The organism is Hydrogenophaga crocea, from assembly GCF_011388215.1.
GTDB lineage: Bacteria > Pseudomonadota > Gammaproteobacteria > Burkholderiales > Burkholderiaceae_C > Hydrogenophaga > Hydrogenophaga crocea.
Genome location: NZ_CP049989.1, coordinates 4,275,699 through 4,298,089 on the forward strand (window position 1 = coordinate 4,275,699; position 22,391 = coordinate 4,298,089).

23 protein-coding genes are annotated in these 22,391 nt (G+C 70.6%); 19 read left to right on the top strand and 4 right to left on the bottom strand.

All coding sequences use genetic code 11. The features are described 5' to 3' along the window. Positions 1-35: 35 nt before the first annotated feature. Genes flhB through G9Q37_RS20370 form a run of 6 tightly spaced genes read left to right on the top strand, consistent with a single transcriptional unit; the run spans position 36 to position 7,321 of the window. Positions 36-1,190, top strand: coding sequence for a flagellar biosynthesis protein FlhB (flhB, locus tag G9Q37_RS20345; protein ID WP_166230217.1), 1,155 nt, complete (start codon positions 36-38; stop codon positions 1,188-1,190). Continuing rightward, the gene (gene flhA / locus G9Q37_RS20350; RefSeq protein ID WP_166230219.1) at positions 1,187-3,262 is read left to right on the top strand and encodes a flagellar biosynthesis protein FlhA; all 2,076 of its coding nucleotides are present in this window, start codon (positions 1,187-1,189) and stop codon (positions 3,260-3,262) included. Before flhB ends, flhA begins: the two co-directional genes overlap by 4 nt. 41 nt (positions 3,263-3,303) lie before the next feature. Beyond that, on the top strand, positions 3,304-4,791 hold the full coding sequence (gene flhF, locus G9Q37_RS20355) for a flagellar biosynthesis GTPase FlhF (RefSeq protein WP_166230221.1): 1,488 nt from the start codon (positions 3,304-3,306) through the stop codon (positions 4,789-4,791). Next, the gene (locus G9Q37_RS20360) at positions 4,784-5,536 is read left to right on the top strand and encodes a hypothetical protein (RefSeq protein WP_166230223.1); all 753 of its coding nucleotides are present in this window, start codon (positions 4,784-4,786) and stop codon (positions 5,534-5,536) included. The genes flhF and G9Q37_RS20360 overlap by 8 nt, the downstream gene beginning before the upstream one ends. 2 nt (positions 5,537-5,538) lie before the next feature. Next, a complete protein-coding gene (locus G9Q37_RS20365; RefSeq protein WP_166230225.1) occupies positions 5,539-6,255 on the top strand; it encodes an RNA polymerase sigma factor FliA in 717 nt (238 codons plus the stop codon). 7 nt (positions 6,256-6,262) lie between these two features. After that, positions 6,263-7,321: a glycosyltransferase family 2 protein gene (locus tag G9Q37_RS20370; RefSeq protein WP_240936444.1), complete on the top strand. Its 1,059-nt coding sequence runs from the start codon at positions 6,263-6,265 to the stop codon at positions 7,319-7,321. 6 nt (positions 7,322-7,327) lie between these two features. Here G9Q37_RS20370 and G9Q37_RS20375 read toward each other — a convergent pair whose 3' ends face one another. Then, a complete protein-coding gene (locus tag G9Q37_RS20375; RefSeq protein ID WP_166230227.1) occupies positions 7,328-8,365 on the bottom strand; it encodes a hypothetical protein in 1,038 nt (345 codons plus the stop codon). 206 nt (positions 8,366-8,571) lie between these two features. On the opposite strand from G9Q37_RS20375, the gene G9Q37_RS20380 reads away from it, so the two are divergent. Then, positions 8,572-8,982 carry a gamma-glutamylcyclotransferase family protein gene (locus G9Q37_RS20380; RefSeq protein WP_166230229.1) on the top strand — a complete coding sequence of 137 codons (411 nt, stop codon included), beginning with the start codon at positions 8,572-8,574 and terminating at the stop codon, positions 8,980-8,982. A gap of 37 nt (positions 8,983-9,019) precedes the next feature. Here G9Q37_RS20380 and G9Q37_RS20385 read toward each other — a convergent pair whose 3' ends face one another. The 3 genes from G9Q37_RS20385 to flgA form a co-directional block, all read right to left on the bottom strand. After that, a complete protein-coding gene (locus G9Q37_RS20385; RefSeq protein WP_166230231.1) occupies positions 9,020-9,364 on the bottom strand; it encodes a hypothetical protein in 345 nt (114 codons plus the stop codon). A gap of 11 nt (positions 9,365-9,375) precedes the next feature. Next, positions 9,376-9,687: a flagellar biosynthesis anti-sigma factor FlgM gene (flgM, locus tag G9Q37_RS20390; protein WP_166230233.1), complete on the bottom strand. Its 312-nt coding sequence runs from the start codon at positions 9,685-9,687 to the stop codon at positions 9,376-9,378. 123 nt (positions 9,688-9,810) lie between these two features. Next, the gene (flgA, locus tag G9Q37_RS20395) at positions 9,811-10,536 is read right to left on the bottom strand and encodes a flagellar basal body P-ring formation chaperone FlgA (protein WP_166230235.1); all 726 of its coding nucleotides are present in this window, start codon (positions 10,534-10,536) and stop codon (positions 9,811-9,813) included. A 199-nt stretch (positions 10,537-10,735) separates the two neighbouring features. Here flgA and flgB point away from each other — a divergent pair, with 199 nt between their 5' ends. The 12 genes from flgB to G9Q37_RS20455 all read left to right on the top strand — a co-directional run bounded on the left by flgB (position 10,736) and on the right by G9Q37_RS20455 (position 22,369). After that, the gene (flgB, locus tag G9Q37_RS20400; RefSeq protein WP_166230237.1) at positions 10,736-11,149 is read left to right on the top strand and encodes a flagellar basal body rod protein FlgB; all 414 of its coding nucleotides are present in this window, start codon (positions 10,736-10,738) and stop codon (positions 11,147-11,149) included. Positions 11,150-11,169: 20 nt separating this feature from the next. Further along, a complete protein-coding gene (gene flgC, locus G9Q37_RS20405) occupies positions 11,170-11,574 on the top strand; it encodes a flagellar basal body rod protein FlgC (RefSeq protein ID WP_166230239.1) in 405 nt (134 codons plus the stop codon). A gap of 22 nt (positions 11,575-11,596) precedes the next feature. Further along, on the top strand, positions 11,597-12,262 hold the full coding sequence (locus G9Q37_RS20410; RefSeq protein WP_240936445.1) for a flagellar hook assembly protein FlgD: 666 nt from the start codon (positions 11,597-11,599) through the stop codon (positions 12,260-12,262). Positions 12,263-12,292: 30 nt separating this feature from the next. Next, the gene (gene flgE, locus G9Q37_RS20415) at positions 12,293-13,501 is read left to right on the top strand and encodes a flagellar hook protein FlgE (protein WP_166230241.1); all 1,209 of its coding nucleotides are present in this window, start codon (positions 12,293-12,295) and stop codon (positions 13,499-13,501) included. A 254-nt stretch (positions 13,502-13,755) separates the two neighbouring features. Continuing rightward, positions 13,756-14,490, top strand: a complete 735-nt coding sequence (gene flgF, locus G9Q37_RS20420) for a flagellar basal-body rod protein FlgF (protein WP_166230243.1) — start codon at positions 13,756-13,758, stop codon at positions 14,488-14,490. Between the two features lie 20 nt (positions 14,491-14,510). After that, entirely contained in the window at positions 14,511-15,293 is a 783-nt protein-coding gene (flgG, locus tag G9Q37_RS20425; protein WP_166230245.1) for a flagellar basal-body rod protein FlgG, read from the top strand. 17 nt (positions 15,294-15,310) lie between these two features. Next, entirely contained in the window at positions 15,311-15,985 is a 675-nt protein-coding gene (locus tag G9Q37_RS20430) for a flagellar basal body L-ring protein FlgH (protein WP_166230247.1), read from the top strand. Between the two features lie 44 nt (positions 15,986-16,029). Continuing rightward, a complete protein-coding gene (locus G9Q37_RS20435; RefSeq protein WP_166230249.1) occupies positions 16,030-17,157 on the top strand; it encodes a flagellar basal body P-ring protein FlgI in 1,128 nt (375 codons plus the stop codon). Further along, positions 17,157-18,005 (top strand): flagellar assembly peptidoglycan hydrolase FlgJ, encoded by an 849-nt coding sequence (flgJ, locus tag G9Q37_RS20440; protein ID WP_166230251.1) that lies wholly within the window; start codon positions 17,157-17,159, stop codon positions 18,003-18,005. Before G9Q37_RS20435 ends, flgJ begins: the two co-directional genes overlap by 1 nt. Positions 18,006-18,018: 13 nt before the next feature. Beyond that, the gene (gene flgK / locus G9Q37_RS20445) at positions 18,019-19,932 is read left to right on the top strand and encodes a flagellar hook-associated protein FlgK (protein ID WP_166230253.1); all 1,914 of its coding nucleotides are present in this window, start codon (positions 18,019-18,021) and stop codon (positions 19,930-19,932) included. A gap of 2 nt (positions 19,933-19,934) precedes the next feature. Then, entirely contained in the window at positions 19,935-21,155 is a 1,221-nt protein-coding gene (flgL, locus tag G9Q37_RS20450) for a flagellar hook-associated protein FlgL (protein ID WP_166230255.1), read from the top strand. An 11-nt stretch (positions 21,156-21,166) separates the two neighbouring features. Next, the gene (locus G9Q37_RS20455) at positions 21,167-22,369 is read left to right on the top strand and encodes an HDOD domain-containing protein (RefSeq protein WP_166230256.1); all 1,203 of its coding nucleotides are present in this window, start codon (positions 21,167-21,169) and stop codon (positions 22,367-22,369) included. Positions 22,370-22,391 lie beyond the last annotated feature (22 nt).

Here is a 22,391-nt window from a genome sequence, read left to right on the forward strand (position 1 = left end):
TTCCACAATCAGGCTCACTGCTCAGAGCCTGATCGATGGATTCCTCCGCCCAAGACAAGAACCTGCCAGCGACCCCGCAGCGCCTGAAGAAGGCGCGCGACGAGGGCCAGGTGGCGCGCTCGAAAGACCTCACCCACCTGGTGGTGCTGGGCGGCGGCATGGCCACGCTGTTCGCGCTCGCGCCCATGGGCTTCGGCCGCCTGCGCGATGCGCTGGCCACCCAGCTGCGTTTCGACAACGCCAGCGTGCGCACCCCCGAACTCATGCTGCAGCGCCTGGTGGACAACGCCGGCAATGGCCTGGTGCTGGTGCTGCCGCTGGCCCTGATCGTGGCCGCGATGGTGATCGCCGCCATCATCGCCTCGGGCGGTTACGCACCCAGCACCAAACCCATCGAGCCCAAGCTGTCCCACCTCGATCCGCTGGCGGGCATCAAGCGCCTGTTCTCGCGCCAGCAGCTGGTGGAAACCGCCAAGCTGTTGCTCATCGTGGCCATCATCCTCGCGGTGGCCACGCAGTTCGTGCGCTCGCACGCCGAGGCCTTCTCCACCCTGCTGATGCGCCCGCTCGAGGCCGGCATCGGCCAGCTCGCGCAATGGCTCATGGCCGGCGTGGGCCTGCTGCTGCTGGTGGTGGGCGTGGTGGCCGCGATCGACGTGCCCACCCAGCGTGCGTTGCACAAGCACAAGCTGCGCATGTCGCACGACGAGATCAAGCGCGAGCACAAGGAAGCCGAAGGCGACCCGCACGTGAAGGGCAAGCGCAAGCAGCGCCAGCGCGAGCTCGCGCAGCGCAACAGCATCCGCGCCGTGCCCAAGGCCGACCTGGTGGTGATGAACCCGACCCACTACGCCGTGGCGCTGCGCTACGACGACGCCACCATGGCCGCCCCGCGCGTGATCGCCAAGGGCACCGACCTGATCGCGCTCAAGATCCGCGACGTCGCCAAGGCCAACAAGGTGCCGGTGCTCGAGTCGCCCATGCTGGCGCGCGCGCTCTACGCCCACGCCGAGATCGACCAGGAGATTCCTGGCGCGCTCTACACCGCCGTGGCCCAGGTGCTGGCCTGGGTGTACCAGCTCAAGGCCGCGCTGCGCGGCGAGGGCGTCATGCCCGCCGACCCGCAGCCGCAGGTGCCGCCCGAACTCGACCCCCATTTCAAGAAAGCCGCCCAGGAGTCTGAGGCATGAACGATCTGCAGCAATGGTTCAAGCGCAATGGCGCCATGGCCGGGGCCCTGGCCGCGCCCATGCTCGTGATGACGGTGCTCGCCATGATGGTGTTGCCGCTGCCGCCCTGGCTGCTCGACACCTTCTTCACGCTCAACATCGCGCTCGCGCTGGTGGTGATGATGGTGGCCGCGCACATGAAGCGCCCGCTGGACTTCTCGGTCTTTCCCACGGTGCTGCTGCTCACCACGCTGCTGCGCCTGTCGCTCAACGTGGCCTCGACGCGCGTGGTGCTGCTCGAAGGCCACACCGGCCCGGGCGCCGCGGGTGAGGTGATCGAGGCCTTCGGCCACTTCCTCATCGGCGGCAACTTCGCGGTCGGCCTGATCGTGTTCGTGATCCTGGTGGTGATCAACTTCGTGGTGATCACCAAGGGCTCCGAGCGCATCGCCGAGGTGTCGGCGCGTTTCACGCTGGACGCCATGCCCGGCAAACAGATGGCCATCGACGCCGACCTGGGCGCGGGCCTGATCGACGAGAAGGAGGCCAAGCGCCGCCGCGCCGAGGTGGGCGAAGAGGCCGAGTTCTTCGGCTCCATGGACGGTGCCTCCAAGTTCGTGCGCGGCGACGCGGTCGCCGGCATCCTGATCCTGATCATCAACATCATCGGCGGCTTCGCCATCGGCATGCTGCAGCACGGCCTGTCGGCGGGCCAGGCGGCCGACAACTACATCCTGCTCGCGGTGGGCGACGCGCTGGTGGCGCAGATCCCCGGGCTGCTGATCTCGGTGGCCGCGGCCATGGTGGTCTCGCGCGTGGGCAAGGACGAGGACGTGGGCAGCCTGGTGGCGCGCCAGATGTTCGTCTCGTGGCGCGTGATGGCGATCGCCGCCGGCGTGCTGTTCCTGCTCGGGATCATCCCCGGCATGCCGCACGTGTTCTTCCTGGCCTTCGCCGCGCTGCTCGGCGGCGCGGCCTGGTGGCGCCGCCAGCAGGAACTCGCGCCCAAGCCCGCGACCGGCGACGCGCCGGCCGGCCCGGTCAACGACGGCGAAGCCAGCTGGGACGACCTGCAGCCCGTGGACCTGCTGGGCCTGGAGCTCGGCTACCGGCTGATTTCGCTGGTGGACAAGAACCGCCAGGGCGACCTGCTCACCCGCATCAAGGGCGTGCGCAAGAAGTTCGCGCAGGACGTGGGCTTCCTGCCCCCGCCGGTGCACGTGCGCGACAACCTCGAGCTGCGCCCCAGCGCCTACCGCATCACCCTGCGCGGCGTGGTGGTGGGCGAGGGCGAGGTCTTCCCCGGCATGTGGCTGGCCATCGACCCGGGCGGCACCGGCACGCCCCTGATCGGCACCCCCACCACCGACCCCGCTTTCGGCCTGCCCGCGCACTGGATCGACGAGCGCCAGAAGGAAAACGCGCAAATGGCCGGTTTCACCGTGGTTGATTCCGAGACTGTGCTGGCGACCCATCTTTCACACTTGATGCAAGTCCAGGCCGCCAAGTTGCTGAGCCGGACCGAGACCCAGGAACTGGTCGAACACGTGACCCGCCTGGCCCCGAAGCTGATCGAAGAAGTCGTTCCCAAGATGGTTTCCGTCGCCACGTTCCAGAAGGTGCTGCAGCTGCTCCTCGAAGAAGGTGTCAACGTGCGCGACATCCGCACCATCATCGAGTCGATCGCCGAACACGCGGTGCAGACCACCGAACCCCACGAACTGGCGCGCCGCGTGCGCATGGCGCTCGCCCCGGCCATCGTGCAGCAGATCTACGGCCCGGTGAAGGAGCTCGAGGTGATCGCCATCGAGCCCGGCCTGGAGCGCCTGCTGATGCAGGCCCTGACCGGCAACAACGCCGGCGCGCTCGATCCCGGCGTGGCCGAGATGCTGAGCAAGTCCGCCACCGACATCGCCAACCGGCAGGAAGAAAAGGGCGTGCCCGCCTGCCTGCTGGTGCCCGACGCCATCCGCAGCGCCATGGCGCGCCTGCTGCGCCGTGCCGCCCCGCGCCTGCAGGTGCTGGCGCACAGCGAAGTGCCCGAAACCCACCTCATCCGCATCGGCCCCATCCTGGGCCAGCTCGCGGCCTGACCCCTTTCTCCGATTGATCGCTCACCTCCGGGATTGACAGCATGAACATCCAACGCTTCATTGCCCCCACCTCGCGCGAAGCCATGGCCCGTGCGCGCCGCCAGATCGGCGACAGCGCCGTGATCCTCTCCACCCGCCAGACCGCCGAGGGTTTCGAAGTGATGGCCGCGGCCGAAGAAAGCCTGGCCTCGATCGCCCAGGCGGCGCAGCCCGGCATGGCCGCCGCCGCGCCCGCCGCCCCCGCCGCGCGCAAGGAGGTGTTTGCCAACACCCAGACCTCGGTGGCCAACGACACCGAAGCCATGGCCATGAGCACGCTGTCCTTTCAGGACTACGTGCGCGAGCGCATGCTGCGCAAGCGCCGCGAGTCGCTGGGCGGCGCCGCCGCCGAGCCCGAGGCGCCGGTCGCCAAGGCCATGCCGCAGCCGGCCATGCGCATGGCCGATCCCGAGCCCATCGTGGTGCCGGTGCAGCGCTACAACGAGCCGCCGCAGATCAGCGCGCCCCGCGCCCAGCCCATCCGCACCCGCGACAGCGGTTTCGCCGACAGCCAGCCGCCCACGCGCTTCGCCACGCAGGACGACCAGCGCATGGCGGTCGAGCTCAACGCGCTCAAGGACATGATCGAAGAGCGCTTCAACACCCTGGCCTGGCTGGGTTCGAGCAAGAACAACCCGATCCAGTCGAGCCTGATGCACAAGCTCATCCGCGCCGGCTATTCGCCCGCGATGGCGCGTGCGCTGCTCGAACGCCTGCCCGTCGAGGCCGGCGCCGGTGAAGCCCTGCGCTGGCTCATGGACGCCATCACGCGCAACCTGCGTGTGGCCGGCAACGGCGCGGGCCTGGCCGACGAGGGCGGCGTGGTCGCGCTCGTGGGCGCCACCGGCGTGGGCAAGACCACCACCGCCGCCAAGCTCGCCGCCCAGTGCGTCAAGCAGTACGGCGCCGGCAGCGTGGGCCTGGTCACGCTCGACAGCTACCGCGTCTCGGGCTACGAGCAGCTGCGCTCCTTCGGCCGCATGCTCGGCGTGGTGGCCCACCTGGCGCACGACCGCGCCGCGCTCAAGGACATGCTGGGCCTGCTGGCCGGCAAGCGCCTGGTCATCATCGACACCGCCGGCCTGGGCCAGCGCGACCAGCGCGTGCAGGACATGCTCGACGTGCTGGAGATGCCCACGCTCAAGAAGGTGCTGGTGCTCAACGCCGGCTCGCAGGGCGACACCATCGACGAAACCCTGTCCGCCTTCAAGGCCGACAAGCTGCACGGCGTGGTGCTCTCCAAGGTCGACGAGGCCGTCAAGCTCGGCCCCGCGATCGACGCCCTGGTGCGCCACCACGTGACGCTGCGCGGCGTGGCCAACGGCCAGCGCGTGCCCGAAGACTGGCAGCAGCCCGATGCCGGCGCGCTGGTCAAGATGAGCATGGGCTCGGCGAACAAGTCGGCCTTCGACCCGGCCAACACCGACATGGGCTTCTACTTCGCCCAGTCCGGTGGCCGCAACGCCAACCTGGGTGGCCTGCATGTTTGAGTTCGGTCTCGACCAGGCCGCCGGCCTGCGCCTGGACATGCAGGCGCGCGAAGGCAGCCCGGCCCTCATGCCCCTGGCCAGCCCGGCCCAGCCCTCGCGCGGCTTCGAATGGCTGTGCCGCCTGGCCATGGCCCTGGCCGACGCCGGCCAGCGCGTGGTGGTGCTGGACGCCTGCGCCAGCGAGCGCGGCGACAGCGGCGGCCTGGTGCATGCCCTGGCCGATGGCAGCGAGGCCCACCTGGGCCTGGACAGCAACCAACAGCACTGGCTCGTGATGCCCGCGGCCCACGGCCTGCAGACCCTGGTGGGCACGGCCCGCGCGGGCGGCGCCGACATCGCGCTCTCGCGCCTGTTCGCGCCCTTCGCGGCCGGCACCCTGGTGCTGCTCTACGCCCCGGCGCAGGCGCTCGCGGGCCTGTTGGGCGGGGTGAGCGCGCGCGTGCTGGTGCCGGTGGTCGAACAACCCCAGGCCAGCATCGACGCCTACGGCGCGCTCAAGTGGCTGCACGGCGCGGGCCTGTGCCCGGTGCTGGCGCCGCTCGACGCCTCGGCGCAGGTGCTGGGCAACGTGATCGAGACCGCGCAGCGCCACCTGGGCCTGCGCACGCCGGTGTGGGCCCAGGGCAGCTGGGCCCAGCGCGTGCCCGACGGCGCCCTGGTGCGCGCGCACGCGCACCCCCTTTCCCAGCAAGCTTCCCACGCCCGCGGCCCGGTGGCCGCCGACGGTGCTTCCCTCTGGAGCTGACGATGTACACCGCCAAAGGCACGCTCAACCGCGACGACCAGCTGAAGAAATACAGCCCGCTGGTGCGCCGGCTGGCGCACCACATGATTGCCAAGCTGCCGCCGAGCGTGGAGATCGACGACCTGATCCAGGTCGGCATGATCGGCCTGACCGAGGCCATCGCGCGCTACGAGCCCTCGCAGGGCGTGCAGTTCGAGACCTTCGCGAGCCAGCGCATCCGCGGCGCCATGATCGACGAGCTGCGCGACGGCGACTGGATGAGCCGCGGTTCGCGCAAGAGCCAGAAAGATATCGAGCAGGCCGTGCACCGCCTGCAGCAGAAGCTGCACCGCGTGCCCAAGGAAAGCGAGATCGCCGCCGAGATGGGCCTGAGCCTGCCCGACTACCAGGCCCTGCTGGCCAAGGTGCGCGGCACCCAGCTCGTGTACCTCGAAGACATCAGCGGCGGCGGCGACGACGAAGAGAACTTCCTCGACCGCCACATGGGCGACACCGAGGCCGATCCTTCATCGGTGCTGCAGGACCAGCGCATGCGCATGGCGCTGGTGGAAGCCATCAAGACGCTGCCCGAGCGCGAGCAGCACATCATGAGCATGTACTACGAGCACGACATGAACCTCAAGGAGATCGCTGCCGTGCTCGGCGTGACCGAATCGCGCGTGTGCCAGCTGCACAGCCAGTCGATCGCGCGCCTGCGCGCCAAGATGCGCGAACACTGAGCCGCGCGTGAACACCGCCCGCGGTCCCCACAGCGTGGCGCTCGTGATGATCGCGCGCGACGAGGCGCGCTGCATCGAGCGCGCCCTCCACAGCCTGCGCCCGCACGTGCAGCGCATGCTGGTGCTCGACACCGGCTCGCGCGACGACACCGTCTCGCTCGCGCGCGCCGCCGGCGCCGAGGTGCAGCGCTTCGCGTGGTGCGACGACTTCGCCGCCGCGCGCAACCGCGCGCTCGAGCTCGCCGACGCCGACTGGAACCTGGTCGTGGACGCGGACGAATGGCTGATCGCGGGCGGCGCCGCCATCGAGGCGCTGCAGCACCAGCGGCCCATGCACCTGGGGCAGCTGCGCATCCACAGCGGCTTCGGCGACGGCACGCAGGAACACATCTCCTGGCTCACGCGCGTGCTGCCGCGCGGCGTGCGCTACCAGGGCCGCATCCACGAACAGCCCGAGTCGCCGGTGCCGCGTGTGCGACTGGGCATACAGCTCGGCCACGACGGCTACAGCCAGGCCCAGCTCGCGCTCAAGCGCGGCCGCAACCGCACGCTGCTGCTGGCCGAGCGCGACGCCCACCCCGAAGACCCGCACGTCTGGCTGCACCTGGGCAAGGACCACGAAACCTACGGCGAGCACGCCGACGCCGCCACCTGCTACCGCGCGGCCTGGCTGCGCAGCCAGCCCGGCGCGCCCTACCGGCACGACCTGCTGGTGCGCCTGCTGCATTGCCTGGGGCAGAGCGGCGGCCTCGACGAGGCCCTGGTGCTCGCGGGCGAGGCCATGGACGAATGGGGCGGCTCGCCCGACTACCACTTCGTGCTCGGCAACCTGCTGCTCGACTGGTCCACGCAACACCCCGAACAGGCGCTCGACCAGGGCCTGCCCATGGCGCGCGCCGCCTGGGAACGCTGCCTGGAAATCGGCGAACGCCCCGACCTCGACGGCAGCGTCACCGGCCGCGGCAGCCACCTCGCGGCCCACAACCTCGCGGTCATCCACGAAGGCCTGGGCCAGGGCGAGCAGGCGGCGCACTACCGCCGCCTCGCGCAGCGCCTGCGCGCCTGAGCGCGCTCAGTCCGGCCCGTCGCCGGGCTGCAGACACAGTTCCTCAAGATCGGGCAGCAATGCCAGGTAGGCCGGCACGCTGGACAGCGCGCGCGGCGGCACCAGCCGTGTGAGCGGCGGCAGCATGCCGGTGCGCACCGCCGCAAAGAAGGCCATGCCCCCGAGCGCGTCGAAGGCCTCGAGCAGCGGCGCGGGCAGCGGGCTCAGGTCGAGCGTGGCGCCGGGCTGCTCCAGGTGCGTGAGCAGCACGGTCTCCAGCGCGTCGACGTCGGCCGGCCGGAAGCCGTGCCGGTCGACCAGCAGCGTGCGCAGCGCACACGCCCAGTCGCGCGGCGCCTGCGGCGGGCGCAGCCGGCGCGCGGTGTCGGCGCGGCGCAGGGCGCGCGCGAGCGCCGCCTGGGCGCGCGGCCGGCGCGCCACCCAGTCGCCCAGCGAGGGCGCGTCGGTGCGGCGCGTGAAGCCGAGCACCGGCAATCCGCAACCTGCGGGGCGCGCGATGTGCTCCTGCAGCTGCGCGTGCACGGGGTCGAGCAGGTGCACGGCCTTCAGGCGCGGCAGGCCACGCAGGTCGAGCGAGCGCGCCAGCGGCGAAGGCAGCCAGAGCTCGCCCACCTCGGGCAGGCCCGCGAACCAGCCCGGCGCCACGCGCAGCCAGGCCGGGGCCTTGAGCGTGTCCACGGCCGGCCGGCGCTGGCGGCGAAAACCCAGGAACACCGTCATGCCGCCGAGCTGTTCGAAGGCCTCGAACAGCAGCGCGTCGATGCCGCTCAGGTCGAGCAGGTTGCGCGGCCGCGTGAGCGCCACGGTGAGCAGGCGCACGAGCTGCTCGGTGGCCGGGGGCGCGAGCCCGGGGTCGGTGTCGAGCAGATGGCCGAACAGCCGCATCCAGTCGGACGGCAGGAAGGGCATGCGCGCGGGCAGCGCGGCCTGGCCACCGGCCTGGGCGAGCAGGGCGTCCCAGCAGCGGCTCTGCAGGCCGCTGGCGCGGCCGTGCTGGGCCGACCAGAGTTCGAGGACCGGCCGGGCGAACAGGCGGCGTTGCACGGCCAGGGAAGCGGGGGGTGGAGCGGGGCGGCTGGCAGGAGGCATGCGGCGGGCCGGGGCGTGCGGCGCGCGCCCCGACGGGGAAAGTGGAAAACGCCCGGGTATCGGTGAGCGCCGGTCGCGGCGCGGGGCCGGCGGACCGGTCGTCACTTCGGGCAGACTCGGCGGTTTGGCCCTGCTACGCCGGCCGTATGGCTGGTTTCCCCATGACCCTGTTGTTCGTTTATGGCTCTCTCAAGGAGGGCTATCCCAACGCCCACGTCAACCGCGGCCGGCGCCTGCCCGGCGAATACCGCACCGCGATGCCCTACCCGATGCACCTGGTGGAGTCGGTGCTGCCCTGCCTGTTCCTGGCGCCCGGCAAGGGCCTGCCGGTGAAGGGCCAGTTGTTCGAGGTGGACGACGCGGCCCTGGCCGCGATGGACGCGCTCGAGCGCATCGGCGAGCCGGGCGGCTACCAGCGCGTGGCGATCGACGTGGTGCCGCTGGACGCGCCCGAGCGGCCCGTTCAGGCCTTCGTCTACGTGCAGGACCCGGCGCTGCTCGAACGCGAAGGGCCGCACCCGGGGCCGATCGACGAGTACACGCCGGAGCACGCCAAGGCCCTGCGCTGGTGAGCGCAGGCCAGCGGGCCGGCAACGGAAAAAGGAAGTGTCAGCGCGCCGCGTAGCGGCGGGCACCCGCCTGGCTCAGCCCCTGGTAGGTGGGCTTTTGCAGGTGGTCGGGCAGCAGGCTGCCCAGCGCGCGCTCGTTGAGCGCGGCGGCGCGCAGCGTGGCCGCGCGCAATTGGGTGAAGCGGCGGGCGGCTTCGCGCAGCGCCTCGAAATGGCCGGCCTGCAGATCGGCCGAGCGCGGGGCTTGCTGCAGCGCGGCCTGCACGGCAGCGCTGGCGGCCTCGACCGCGGGCGCGTCGCCCTGCAGCAGGGCGCGCTCCAGCCCGTCCAGTTGCCCGTTGAGGCGGGCGATCCAGGGGGCGGCGGGCGGGGGCAGCAGGCTCATGGTGGGGGTGTTCAGGCGCGAGCGGCGTTGAGCATTTCGGCGGCGTTCGACAGCAGCTTGTCCGCGATCGCTTCCGGGTTGACCTGGAAGGTGCCGGCGGCGATGGCCTGCTTCATGGCTTCGACCTTCTCGGCGTTGAACACCTCGCTGCCCGATGCGCCCACCGTCGCGTTCGACGACAGGGTCAGCGTCACGCCGGGTTGCGGGTTGCTGGTGCCTTTGGCGGCGCCTTCGACGGCCGCGGCCGGCGGGGTGGCCGCCTTGTGGGGGCCACCGGCCACGCTGCCAATGTAGGAATCCGCGCTAGAGGAATCGACTTTCATGTCACGCTCCGTCCCCGGTTTTCGGGGCAATGTCGTTGTCGTATCGGTCGCGATCTCCAGAACTTTAGGGTTTTGAGGGTGCTTTTCAACCGTTGGTCGTACAGCGCCTGCCGCAGAGAGGCCTCAAAGAGGCAATTCCACCGTCAGGTCGGGCCGCACCGTGCCGCTGACGATCTTGCCCGAGGGCAGCCGCACGCGCGCCGCCTGGCCCACGTAGCCGGTGTTCAGGGCCTGGCCCGTCACGCTCACGGCAAAGCCACCACCGTTGGCGCTCACTTTCACGGCGCTGCCGGCGTCGAAGGCCTGGGCAGCGCGCACCATGTTCTCGCGGATGACCTGGCCCGGGGTCAGGGCGAAGGCCGCCGGCTGGCCCAGCCAGCGTTCCGGCAGCGCCAGCACCGGTGACGGGTGGGCGGCCCAATCGACTTCGGCGCGTTCGGCGTGGGCTTGAGTCAGGGTTTCGCCGGCCGGCACCGCGGCCTTGAGCACCCAGGCCGGCCCGAAGGCCTGCACCGTGACCGGGATGTAGACCGACCAGCGCGTGGGCCCGTCGACGCAGCGCAGCCCGACGCGGCTGCGGCCCCACAGGCGCCCGCCCGGCGGCAGAAAGGGTTCGATGCCGTTGCACGGCGCCAGCCGCAGCCGGCTGTCCAGGTTGCCCATCACGACCTCGGCGCGCAGCGATTTGCCACCCTGTTCGGCCACGGCCTGGTCGACCGCGGGCTGCAGGAAGTCGCGCGCGAGCTTTTCCAGGCCGCCCGGTTCGGTGGCGCGGGCGCTGGCGGCCGCGGCCAGCAGCACCAGGGAGAAACCCACGGTCAGCAGCAATCGGAAGGCGGGGCGGTTCATGGGGCGCTCCAGACAGGAAAAAGACACAGGGACAGCCCGGCACTCTAGGCATCCCGCGCCGGGGCTAAGCGGGGAAATGACGGGTTGGCCGGCCGCTGTTCGCCCCATTGGCTCCCCTCAAGTCTTTTGACAATGCCCGCACGCCCCGGCCCCGGACCGCTTCCGGCGCCGGCCCCGATTCCCCGCCTGCGAGGTGAGCATGCTCGAACAGATGACCGACCGGCTGGACTTCCACGCCAAGGCGCTGACGCTGCGTTCGCAGCGCCAGCAGGTGATCGCCAGCAACATCGCCAACGCCGACACGCCCGGCTACGCCGCGCGCGACCTCGATTTCGCGGCCGCGCTGCGCAACGCCGCGGGCGGCGCGGCCGGCACCGGCCCCGCGGCCACCACCGACGCGCGCCACTTCAGCAGCGTGGGCGCGGCCGCCGGCGCGGGCGGCGACCCCAAGCTCGGTTACGCGGTGCAGACCCAGCCCTCGCAGGACGGCAACTCGGTCGACCTCGACCGCGAGCGCGCGGCCTTCGTGGACAACACCATCCGCTACGAGTCGACGCTGCGCTTCATCAACGGGCACGTGAAAACCATGCTCAGCGCCATCACCGGCCAGTGAGCGCCTGAAAGGACCTCGCCATGTCCATGTTCCAGATCTTCAACGTCAGCGGCAGCGCGATCAGCGCGCAGCAGCAGCGGCTCAACGTGGTGGCCAGCAACCTGGCCAACGCCGACGCCGTGGCCGGGCCCGACGGCAAGGCCTACAAGGCGCGCCACATCCACTTCCAGACCGTGCCCATGGGCGGGCAGGCGAGCGCGGGCGTGAAGGTGCAGAACATCACCGAGAGCGACACGCCCAACCGCCGCGTGTTCGAACCCAACCACCCCAGCGCCGACGCGCAGGGCTACGTGACCCACTCCAACGTGAACCCGGTGGAGGAGATGGTCAACATGATTTCGGCCTCGCGTTCGTACCAGAACAACGTCGAGGTGATGAACACCGCCAAGAGCCTGATGCTCAAGACGCTGCAGATGGGCCAGTGAGGCCCTTCGAGGAACCCGCACCATGATGTTCTCCAACCCCCTGGATCTGTCCGGCCTCGGCAACACCGTCGGCAGCTCCACCGCCAAGTCCGCCACCTCGGCCACCAACGCCGAGGCCACGCAGGACCGGTTCCTGAAGCTGCTGGTCGCGCAGCTCAACAACCAGGACCCGATGAACCCGATGGACAACGCGCAGATGACCACGCAGATGACCCAGATCAACACGGTCGCGGGCATCGAGTCGCTCAACACCACGCTCAAGGGCATGGCCGCGCAGTACTCGGCCATGCAGACCATGCAGGGCGTGTCGCTGATCGGCCGCGAAGCCCTGGTCGCGGGCACGCAGTTCGGCTTCGACGGCACCGTGGGCAAGGCCGCGTTCCGCCTGCCGGCCGCGGCCTCCAACGTGCAGGTCGACGTGATCGGCAAGGACGGCAGCGTGATCGACACGCTCGACTTCGGCGGCCTCACCGCGGGCCAGCACTCGTTCAACTGGGACGGCAGCGACCACAGCCCCACCGACGTGGCGGGCTACCGCGTGCGCGCGTCCAACGGCGGCACCCCGGTCAACGCCACCACCTTCACGCGACTCACCGTGACCGCCGTGGGCAACAAGGACGGCCAGCTGCAGCTCGAGCTGCAGGACGGCAGCACCTTGTCCCAGGACAAGATCACCACCTTCATCTAATCCCCGACACCGCACCGCAAGGAAACCACCATGGCATTCCAGCAAGGACTCTCCGGCCTCAACAGCGCGAGCAAGAACCTCGACGTGATCGGCCACAACATCGCCAACGGCAACACGGTGGGCATGAAGTCCTCGCGCGCCGAGTTCGCCGAGGTGTACGCGAGCTCGGTCAACGCGGCCGGCGGCGTGAACCAGGGCATCGGCGTGTCGGTGGCCTCGGTGTCGCAGCAGTTCACCCAGGGCAACATCACCATCACCGGCAACGACCTCGACGTTGCCATCAACGGCGCGGGCTTCTTCGAACTCACCATGCCCAACGGCACCGTGGCCTACAGCCGCGCCGGCATGTTCAAGCTCGACGACCAGGGCAACATCGTCACCAACCAGGGCGGCCAGCTCATGGGCTACCCCACCGATGCGGCGGGCAACCGCCTGAGCTTCAACCCGGTGCCCCTGTCGCTGCCCACCGCGAGCCCGATCCCGGCGCAGCAGACCGGCACCATCACCGCCGAATTCAACCTCGACGCGCGCGCGCCGGTGTGGAACACCGCGACGCCGCCCACGCCGCTGTCCACCTACGGCACTTCGCTGGTGTGCTTCGATTCGCAGGGCATCGAGATCCCGGTGAACCTGGCCTTCCGCAAGGTGGGCAACAACAGCTGGGAGGTCTACACCGGTGTCAACGGCGCCGACCCCGCGCTGTCCACGCCCTTCACCGTGAACTTCCTGGCCGACGGCTCGCTCGACACCGCGACCACCACGATCCCGCCGCTCGCGCTGAGCTCGCCCAACGGCACCTTCAACGTGAACCTGGACTTCAACAACATCACCCAGTTCGGCACCGCCTTCGGCGTCACCGAGCTCGATCAGGACGGCTACCGCCCGGGCCAGTTCATCGGCCTCAAGATCAACGAGAACGGCGTGGTCACGGGCCAATACTCCAACGGCGAAACCCGTGCCGCGGGCCAGATCGCGCTCGTGAACTTCCGCAACGCCCAGGGCCTGCAGCCGGGCAGCGGCGGCAACTGGTCGGCCACCTTCACCTCGGGCGAGCCGCTGCGCGGCGAGGCCGGCAGCGGCAACTTCGGCAAGCTGCGCGCGGGCGCGCTCGAAGACTCCAACGTCGACATCACCGCCGAGCTGGTCAACATGATGACCGCGCAGCGCGCCTACCAGGCCAACGCGCAGACCATCAAGACCCAGGACCAGGTGCTGAGCACGCTGCTCAACATGCGCTGATCCGGCGCGCCGCCGCCGCGTGGCCGCCCGCCTTTCGCGCCCCGCCCGGGGGCCGTCGCACGACGGTCTTCGCGCGGGGCGCGGCGTTTGCGGGCACCTCGCGCGGGGCCGCGCGGCCCCGCGGTGAAGCGATGAATAGGCCCCCGCGGCGCACGTTGTTCGCGGCATTGGCCACCCTCAAGAATTCCCACAATTCGCTCAAGCCGTCGTGGCCAGCCGTGCTGGCGCCGTCTGGCGAGTGAAAGGACTTGTGCTTGGACCGCTTCATCTACACCGCCATGACCGGTGCCAACGCCGCGGCGCATCGCCAGCAGGTGTTGACCAACAACCTGGCCAACGTGTCCACGCCGGGTTTTCGCGCCGAACTCTCCACTTTCCGCGCCGTGCCCATCCGCGGTGACGGCGCCACCACGCGCGTGTTCGCGCTCGAGGCCACGGCCGGCGCCGACCACAAGCCCGGCGCCATCCAGATCACCGGCCGCGCGCTCGACGTGGCCGCGCAGGGCGACGCCTGGTTCGCGGTGCAAGGCCTCGATGGCACCGAGGCCTACACGCGCGCGGGCGCCTTCGAGGTCAACGCCGAAGGCACGCTCGTGACCGCCAACGGCCTGCCGGTGCTCGGCGATGGCGGGCCCATCGTGGTGCCGGCCAATGCGCACGTGGACATCGGCGCCGACGGCACGGTGAACACCCGCGTGGGCAACGAGCCCGGCCAGGTGGTGGGCCGCCTGAAGATGGTCGTGCCCGACGCCGACAACCCGATCCGCCGCGGCGAGGACGGCCTGTTCCGCGGCGCCGGCGGCGACCCGCTGCCCGCCAGCCCCGTGGCGCGCCTGCAGGACGGCGCGCTCGAAGGCTCCAACGTCAACCCCGTCGAGGCCATGGTCGGCATGATCGCCGCGGCCCGTCAGTACGAATTGCAGATGCGCATGCTGCAGAACGGCGAAGGCAATGACCGCGCCGCGTCGCAACTGCTCAACGTCAGCTAAGCAAAGGCAAAGGAATCGCCATGATCAATTCCCTGATGACCGCCGCCACCGGCATGACCGCGCAGCAGACGCAACTCGACGTCATCTCGCACAACCTGGCCAACGTCAGCACCACCGGCTTCAAGCGCTCGACCGCGGTGTTCGAAGACCTGATGTACCAGAACCTGCGCCAGGTGGGCGCCAACAGCACCGAGCAGGCCGAGCTGCCCACGGGCCTGCAGGTGGGTCTGGGCGTGCGCACCGTGGCCACCAGCCGCAATTTCACGCAGGGCACGCCGCAGCAGTCGGGCCGCGCGCTCGACGTCGCCATCAACGGCGCGGGCTTCTTCCAGGTCGAGATGCCCGACGGCACCACCGGCTACACGCGCGACGGCAGCTTCCAGGTCGACGCCCAGGGCCGCATGGTCACCAACAGCGGCTACCCGCTCACCGCGGGCATCACCGTGCCCGCGCAGACCGAGAGCGTCACGATCTCGTCCGACGGCATCGTGAGCGCCAAGATCACCGGCCAGACGCAGCCGCAGCGCATCGGCCAGATCGAGCTCGCCAACTTCATCAACCCGCCGGGCCTGGAGCCGCTGGGCCAGAACCTGTACCGCGAGAGCGTGGCCTCGGGCGCGCCCGTGGCCTCGGCCCCCGGCGCCACCGGCATGGGCTACCTCATGCAGGGCTACACCGAAGCGTCCAACGTCAACGTGGTGCAGGAGCTGGTGCAGATGATCCAGACCCAGCGCGCCTACGAGATGAATTCCAAGGCGATCCAGACCTCGGACCAGATGCTGCAGCGCCTGAGCCAGCTGTGATTCCCGAAAGGCCCGCCATGATCCGCCTCGCCCTCACGCTCGCCCTGGCCCTGCTGGCCACCGGTTGCGAAACGCTGCAGAACCAGCCCAAGGTCGACCTGCAGCCGGCGCAGCCGGTGCAGTACGTGCAGACCACGCCGCCCGCCGCGCCCACCGGCGGCCTGTTCCAGGCCGCGAGCTACCGCCCGCCGCTTGAAGACGCGCGCGCGCGGCTGCCGGGCGACATCGTCACCATCCAGATCACCGAACGCGTCACCGCGAGCCAGAGCTCCTCGGCCTCGATCGACCGCAGCGGCGAGGCCTCGGGCAGCATCAGCGCCATCCCGCTGTTCGGCGGCTCGTCGCCCTGGGCCAAGTCAAGCCTGGGCGCGCAGAGCAGCAACACCTTCGCGGGCGACGGCAAGAACCAGGCGAACAACGCCTTCACCGGCTCCATCACGGCCACGGTGCAGCAGGTGCTGCCCAACGGCCATCTGGTGGTGGTGGGCGAGAAGCAGATCGGCGTCAACGCCAACGTCGACGTGATGCGCTTCTCCGGCACCATCAACCCGCGCGACATCCGGCCCGGCAACGTGGTGCCCTCGACCCAGGTGGCCAACGCGCGCATCGAGTCGCGCAACCGCGGCGCGCAGGGCGAAGCCATGTCAATTGGCTGGTTGGCGCGCTTCTTTTTGAGCGTTCTGCCGTTCTGACACCCGCCACCATCGGTGGCATGCAACCCCTAGGCCGTCCTGCCATGAGCCCTGCTTTCTTTATCGACCGATGCCTGCGCCACTTGATGGTGGTCTGCTGCGCGCTCGCGCTGCTGCCCGCCGCCGCCCAGAGCGTGCGCGTGAAGGAGATCGCGGCGGTGCAGGGCGTGCGCAGCAACATGCTCACGGGCTATGGCCTGGTGGTGGGCCTGGACGGCACCGGCGACCAGACCTCGCAGATGCCCTACACCGGCCAGAGCCTGGCCAACTTTTTGCAGCAGCACGGCCTCACGCTGCCCGCGGGCGCGAACCCGCAGCTCAAGAACGTGGCCGCGGTGATGATCACCGCCGAACTGCCGCCGTTCGCGCAGCCGGGCCAGGCGATCGACGTCACCGTCTCGTCCATCGGCAATGCGAAGTCGCTGCGCGGCGGCACGCTGGTGGTGTCGCCGCTGCGCGGCGCCGACGGCGAGATCTACGCGCTCGCGCAAGGCAACCTCATGGTCGGCGGCGCGGGCGCTTCGGCCGGCGGCAGCAAGGTGCAGATCAACCACCTGAGCGCGGGCCGCATCCCCGGCGGCGGCCAGGTGGAGCGCGCCGTGCCCACGCCGCTGCACTCGGGCGGCACGCTCGACCTCGGCCTCAACAGCAACGACTTCCAGACCGCCACGCGCGTGACCGACGCGATCAACAAGGCGCTGGGCGCGGGCACGGCCGCGGCCGTGGACGGCCGCGTGGTGCGCCTGAACGCGCCCGCCGACCCGAGCGCGCGTGTGGCCTTCCTCGCGCGCGTCGAAGAGGTGCGCATCGAATCGGCCGTGCCCACGGCCAAGGTGGTGATCAACGCACGCACCGGCTCCATCGTGATGAACCAGGCCGTCACGCTCAGCCCGGTGGCGGTGGCGCACGGCAACCTGTCGGTGAGCATCAGCACCACCCCCGTCATCAGCCAGCCGGCCCCGCTGTCGGGCGGCGAGACCGTGGTGCGCGAACAATCGAACATCCAGATCAGCCAGGACAAGGGCTCGCTCGTGTCCATGGGACCGGCCGCGCAACTGGCCGACGTGGTGAAGGCGCTCAACGCGCTCGGCGCCACGCCGCAGGACCTGCTCGCCATCCTGCAGGCGATCAAGGCCTCGGGCGCACTCAACGCGGAGCTGGAGGTGATCTGATGGCCATCGGCACCTCGATCACGCCCGCCGGCCTGGCGGCCGACCCGACCTCGCTGAACGCGCTCAAGGCCGCGGGCAACGACAAGGCCGCGCTCAAGGAAGCCGCCAAGCAGTTCGAGGCGCTGTTCATGCGCGAGCTGCTCAAGAGCATGCGCGAGGCCACCGCCAAGAGCGGCCTCATGGACAGCCAGGGCGAGAACATGGGCACGGACCTGCTCGACCAGCAGTTTTCGGTGCAGCTCTCGGGCCTGCCCGGCGGCCTGTCCGAGGCCATCGAGCGCCAGCTCGGCCGCCAGCTCACGGGCCAGGCCACCGACATGCAGGCCCCGGGCGGCCTGCGCATGCCCAGCACGGTGGACCGCGTGAGCGCCACCGAACGCCAGGCCGACTTCGTCGAGAAACACAGCGCCGCGGCCCAGGCCGTGGCGCGCGAATCGGGCATTCCCGCGGCCTTCATGATCGGCCAGGCCGGCCACGAGAGCGGCTGGGGCCGCGGCGAGATCCGCCACGCCGACGGCTCGCCCGCGTTCAACCTGTTCGGCATCAAGGCCACGGGCGGCTGGACCGGCAAGGTCGCCGAGATCACCACCACCGAATACATCGACGGCGAGCCCCGCAAGGTGACCGCGAAGTTCCGCGCCTACGACTCCTACGAGGAATCGTTCCGCGACTACGCGCGCCTGATCGGCAACAGCCCGCGCTACGAAGGCGTGATGGAGCAGCGCCACTCGGTGCAGGGCTTCGCCAGCGGCCTGCAGCGCGCCGGCTACGCCACCGACCCGGCCTACGCGGCCAAGCTCAGCCGCGCCATCAACACCACGCTGTCGCTGCAGCGGGCCCAGGGCTGAGGGGAGCTTCCGCATGTCATCGCTCAACATCGCCACCCGCGCGCTCACCACCAACATGGCGGCGCTGCAGGTCATCGGCCACAACATCGCCAACGTCAACACCGAAGGCTATTCGCGCCAGACGGTGCAGCTGCAGAACGCGGGCTACCAGTCCACCGGCGGCGGCTACTTCGGCAAAGGCGTGGAGATCGCCACCGTCGACCGCGCCTACAACGCGCACCTCACGCGCGAGGCGCGCATCACGGCTTCCACCGCGGCCGGCGACGCCGCGCGGCTGGAGCGCCTGGAGCAGCTCGAGGCCCTGTTCCCCATGGGCGACAAGGGCCTGGGCAGCGCGCTCAACGACATGCTCAACGCCTGGGCCGACCTGTCGGCCTCGCCGAGCAACAGCACCGCGCGCTCGGTGGTGATCTCGCGCGCCGACGCCTTCGCCGCGCGCCTGCGCGACACCGCGGGCCAGATCGACCTGCTGCGCAACAGCACGCAGCAGCAGGTGGGCGAGCACGTCGACGCCATCAACCGCCTTGCGACCGAGCTCGCCGGCGTCAACCGCAGCATCATCGAGACCGCGGGCGGCAGCCACGTGCCCAACGACCTGTTCGACCAGCGCGACAAGCTGCTGGCCGACCTGAGCCAGTACGCGCAGATCAGCGTGGTGCCGGGCGAGGGCGGCTCGGCCAACGTCTTCCTGGGCGGCAGCCAGCCGCTGGTGCTGGGCACGCAGACCGGCAAGCTCGCGGTGCAGCGCGACCCGCTCGACACCTCGCGCATCAACGTCATGTTCACCCAGGGCGCGCTCGCCACGCCGCTGGACGCCAACACCCTGGGCAGCGGCGCGCTCGCGGGCACGCTGCGCTTCCTCAACGACGACCTGAGCGCGATCCAGAACCAGGTGGGCCGCATCGCGCTGGCCACGTCCTCGCTCATCAACCAGCAGCACCAGCTCGGCGTGGATCTGGCGGGCAACATGGGCGGCAACTTCTTCGTGCCCACCGGCCCGGCCCAGGGCCTGCCTGCGCCCACCAACGCGAGCGCCGCCACCGCGGCCGCCACGGTCAGCAACCCGCAGGCGTTGATCGCGTCCGACTACGAGCTGCGCGTGGAGGCCACGGGCTTCTCGGTGCGGCGCCTGTCCGACGGCACGACCACCGCGCTGGCCACGCTGCCCGCCGAGATCGACGGCCTGAGCTTCAGCATCGGCGCCGGCCCCGCCGCCGTGGGCGACAGCTTCCGCATCCGCCCCTACGAGGGCGCGGCGCGCAACCTGCAGGTGGCCATCGCCGCGCCGTCGAGCCTGGCCGTGGCCAGCCCGGTGCTGGTCACGCCCGGCACCGGCAATTCCGCGGGCATGAGCGTGGAATCGCTCTACGCGCGGGCGCCCTCGGCCAACCTCACCGACCCGGTCACCCTCACCTTCAACGCCGACGGCACCTTCAGCGCCACCGGCCTGGGCCCGGGCAACCCGCCGCCCGACAACCCCGGCCCGCCCGCGAGCTACAACTACACGCCGGGCCAGCCGCTGCAGTTCAACGGCTGGAGCCTCACGCTGCGCGGCACGCCCACCGCGGGCGACAGCTTCGCCATCGGCGCCGCGCCTTCGAGTGCCATCGCTCAGAACGCGGGCAACGCCAACGGCATGCTCGCCTTGCGCAGCCTGGCCACCTTCGAGGGCACGGCCTTGTCCGACGGCTACGTGAGCCTGTTCTCCGACGTCGGCTCGCGGGTGCAGAACGCCCAGTTCTCGGCCGCCTTCTCGAGCAACGTGGCCACCACCGCCGAACAGGCGCGCGCCAACGTGGCCGGTGTCAACCTCGACGAAGAGGCCGCGCGCCTGCTGCAGTTCCAGCAGGCCTACCAGGCCTCGGCCAAATTCCTGCAGATCGCGCAGAGCACCTTCGACAGCCTGCTGCAAACCGTGGGCCGCTGATCATGAGTTTTCGCATCGCCACCTCCAACCAGTACGACCGCACCGTGGCGCAGCTTGGCATGCGCCAGACCGAGCTGGCGCGCCAGCAGGAGCGCATGTCCACCGGCAAGCAGGTGCTCAAGGCCAGCGACGACCCCGTGGCCGCCACGCTCAACGAGGCCTCGCGCAACCGCTCCTCGCGGCTCGAGGCCGATCTGCGTGCGCTCAACGCCTCGCGCACCAGCCTGCAGCAGGCCGAGTCGGGCCTGGCCGAATCGGGCGAGCTCATGATCAAGGTGAAGGAGCTGCTGGTGTCGGCCGGCAACGGCTCGTACACCGACGCCGAACGCGCCGACATCGCGCGCCAGCTCGAAGGCCTGCGCGAGCAGCTCATCACCGTGGCCAACCGCACCGACAGCAGCGGCCGCACGCTCTACGGCGGCCTGGGCGGCAACTCGGTGCCCTTCGTGGACGTGTACAGCCCCAGCGGCAACGGCGTGGTCTTCCAGGGCCTGCGCGGCCAGCCCGCGCCCGGCGACAACAGCCTGCCGCAGACGCTCGACGGCAACGCCATCTGGATGCGTGTGCCCCAGGGCAACGGCAGCTTCACGCTCAGCGTGCCCACGAGCAATACCGGCTCGGTCACCACCAGCCTGGGCGAGGTGACCAACACGGCCGCTCTCACGGGCGACAACTACCGCGTCGATTTCGCGGTGGTCGCCGGCGTCACGCAATACACCCTGACCAACACCACCACCGGCACGCCGGTGCCCGGCCACGTGGGCGTGCCCTACGTGAGCGGCGCCACCATCAACGCCGACGGCCTGAGCTTTTCCATGACCGGCGACCCCGCCGCGGGCGACCGCGTGGACCTCGCCGCCAACACCGGGCCCACCAGCGTCTTCGGCGTGATCGAGAACGCCGTCGCCGCGCTGCGCTACAACGGCCCGGGCGAGCAGACCTTCCGCACCCAGGAACTGGGCCGCGCCATGACCGAGATGGAAAGCTCGCTCGACAGCGTGCTGCTGGCGCGCGGCCGCGTGGGCGAATGGCTCAACCGCGCCGATTCGCAGGAAACCCTCATGAAAGACCGCGTGGTCGACCTCGAGACCGAGCAATCGCGGCTCACCGACCTCGACCCCGTCAAGGGTATTTCCGACTTCCAGAAGCAGCAGCTCGCGCTCGATGCTGCGATCAAGTCGTACGCGCAGGTGCAACGCCTGTCCCTGTTCAACCAGATCTGATTCCCGCCCGCATGCTCAACGCGCATTCCGTCCTCGACAGCGTCGCCATGGCCTATGCGCCGCTGTGGAACCGCGCGCGCGAACTCGCCGGGGTGCGCCTGTACGTGCGCGCCATCCACCCCGAAGGCGTGGACGCCCAGCACCTGCTGCAGGCCGTGGGTGACGACTGGCCCGAGGGCGCGCCGCCGCTGCTGGTGTCGCTGCAGACGCCGCGGCTGCTGCAGCAGGCCCTGCAGTGCCCGCCGGTGCGCAACACCTCGATCGAGGTGCCGGCGGCGATGTTCCAGGGCCAGGAAACCCTGGCGCGCCTGTCGGCCGCGCAGCGCCGCGGCCACCAGCTCGTGCGCAGCGGCGCGCTCGGCGCGCTGCGCGGCCAGCCCTCGCCGGGCGTGGACCACCGCAACCTGCTGCACGTGGACCCGCTCGACCGGCTCGAACCGCTGCCGGGCCAATGGCTCGAAGGCCTGGACACCCAGGCCCGCGTGCAGCAGGCGCTCGACCAGGCCGGCGCCGCCGCCGTGCTCGACTGGCCCGTGGCCGACGTCATGAAGGCCCACCGCCACGCCCCGCTGCGCTACGACCGCCGCGTGGTGGAGCAGGTGCTCGCGGTGATCGACGACGAAGAGTGCTCGATCGAGTACCTGGAACGCCTGGTGCGCCAGGACCCGGTGCTGATCTACCGCATCCTCTCGCTGGTGAACTCGGCCGCCTACGGCGCGCACCGCGAGATCGGCTCGCTGCGCCACGCGCTCATGATGCTGGGCTTTCGCGAGCTCGGCCGATGGCTCGTGGAGCAGCTGCCCGAGCTCGAACCCGACCCCGACCTGCAGCCCGTGCGCTACGCCATGGTGATGCGCTCGCGCCTGGCGCACCACCTGCTCGCGAGCGGCTCGGACGACCTGCTGCGCGCCGAGGTCTACACCACGGCCGCGCTCGCGCAGCTCGATCTGCTGCTGCACCAGCCGCTGGCCGACCTGCTGCACCGCCTGCCGCTGCCCCCGCGCATCACCGACGCGCTGCTGCGCCGCGACGGCCCGTACTTTCCGCTGCTCGACGTGGCGCGCGCCATGGGCGATCCCACACGCATCGACCGCCTCGAGACCGTGTGCCGCCGCCACGAGATCACGCTCGACCAGGCCAACCGCGCGCTGCTGCGCATGCTGGCCACCAGCCGCGACCACGCGGCGCGGCGGTCGGAGCGGTTGATGCACTGAGGGGCTTCGCGCGGGGCGAACG

What these genes read in the sequence shown, in the direction of transcription:
- flgJ (WP_166230251.1), top strand. Translation starts at nt 17,157, where the DNA reads ATGGCCATCGGCACCTCGATCACGCCCGCCGGCCTGGCGGCCGACCCG.
- flhF (WP_166230221.1), top strand. Translation starts at nt 3,304, where the DNA reads ATGAACATCCAACGCTTCATTGCCCCCACCTCGCGCGAAGCCATGGCC.
- flgK (WP_166230253.1), top strand. Translation starts at nt 18,019, where the DNA reads ATGTCATCGCTCAACATCGCCACCCGCGCGCTCACCACCAACATGGCG.
- G9Q37_RS20365 (WP_166230225.1), top strand. Translation starts at nt 5,539, where the DNA reads ATGTACACCGCCAAAGGCACGCTCAACCGCGACGACCAGCTGAAGAAA.
- G9Q37_RS20385 (WP_166230231.1), bottom strand. Translation starts at nt 9,364, where the DNA reads ATGAGCCTGCTGCCCCCGCCCGCCGCCCCCTGGATCGCCCGCCTCAAC.
- flgM (WP_166230233.1), bottom strand. Translation starts at nt 9,687, where the DNA reads ATGAAAGTCGATTCCTCTAGCGCGGATTCCTACATTGGCAGCGTGGCC.
- G9Q37_RS20360 (WP_166230223.1), top strand. Translation starts at nt 4,784, where the DNA reads ATGTTTGAGTTCGGTCTCGACCAGGCCGCCGGCCTGCGCCTGGACATG.
- flhA (WP_166230219.1), top strand. Translation starts at nt 1,187, where the DNA reads ATGAACGATCTGCAGCAATGGTTCAAGCGCAATGGCGCCATGGCCGGG.
- G9Q37_RS20455 (WP_166230256.1), top strand. Translation starts at nt 21,167, where the DNA reads ATGCTCAACGCGCATTCCGTCCTCGACAGCGTCGCCATGGCCTATGCG.
- flhB (WP_166230217.1), top strand. Translation starts at nt 36, where the DNA reads ATGGATTCCTCCGCCCAAGACAAGAACCTGCCAGCGACCCCGCAGCGC.
- flgG (WP_166230245.1), top strand. Translation starts at nt 14,511, where the DNA reads ATGATCAATTCCCTGATGACCGCCGCCACCGGCATGACCGCGCAGCAG.
- G9Q37_RS20435 (WP_166230249.1), top strand. Translation starts at nt 16,030, where the DNA reads ATGAGCCCTGCTTTCTTTATCGACCGATGCCTGCGCCACTTGATGGTG.
- flgB (WP_166230237.1), top strand. Translation starts at nt 10,736, where the DNA reads ATGCTCGAACAGATGACCGACCGGCTGGACTTCCACGCCAAGGCGCTG.
- flgC (WP_166230239.1), top strand. Translation starts at nt 11,170, where the DNA reads ATGTCCATGTTCCAGATCTTCAACGTCAGCGGCAGCGCGATCAGCGCG.
- flgL (WP_166230255.1), top strand. Translation starts at nt 19,935, where the DNA reads ATGAGTTTTCGCATCGCCACCTCCAACCAGTACGACCGCACCGTGGCG.
- flgA (WP_166230235.1), bottom strand. Translation starts at nt 10,536, where the DNA reads ATGAACCGCCCCGCCTTCCGATTGCTGCTGACCGTGGGTTTCTCCCTG.
- G9Q37_RS20430 (WP_166230247.1), top strand. Translation starts at nt 15,311, where the DNA reads ATGATCCGCCTCGCCCTCACGCTCGCCCTGGCCCTGCTGGCCACCGGT.
- G9Q37_RS20380 (WP_166230229.1), top strand. Translation starts at nt 8,572, where the DNA reads ATGACCCTGTTGTTCGTTTATGGCTCTCTCAAGGAGGGCTATCCCAAC.
- flgE (WP_166230241.1), top strand. Translation starts at nt 12,293, where the DNA reads ATGGCATTCCAGCAAGGACTCTCCGGCCTCAACAGCGCGAGCAAGAAC.
- G9Q37_RS20410 (WP_240936445.1), top strand. Translation starts at nt 11,597, where the DNA reads ATGATGTTCTCCAACCCCCTGGATCTGTCCGGCCTCGGCAACACCGTC.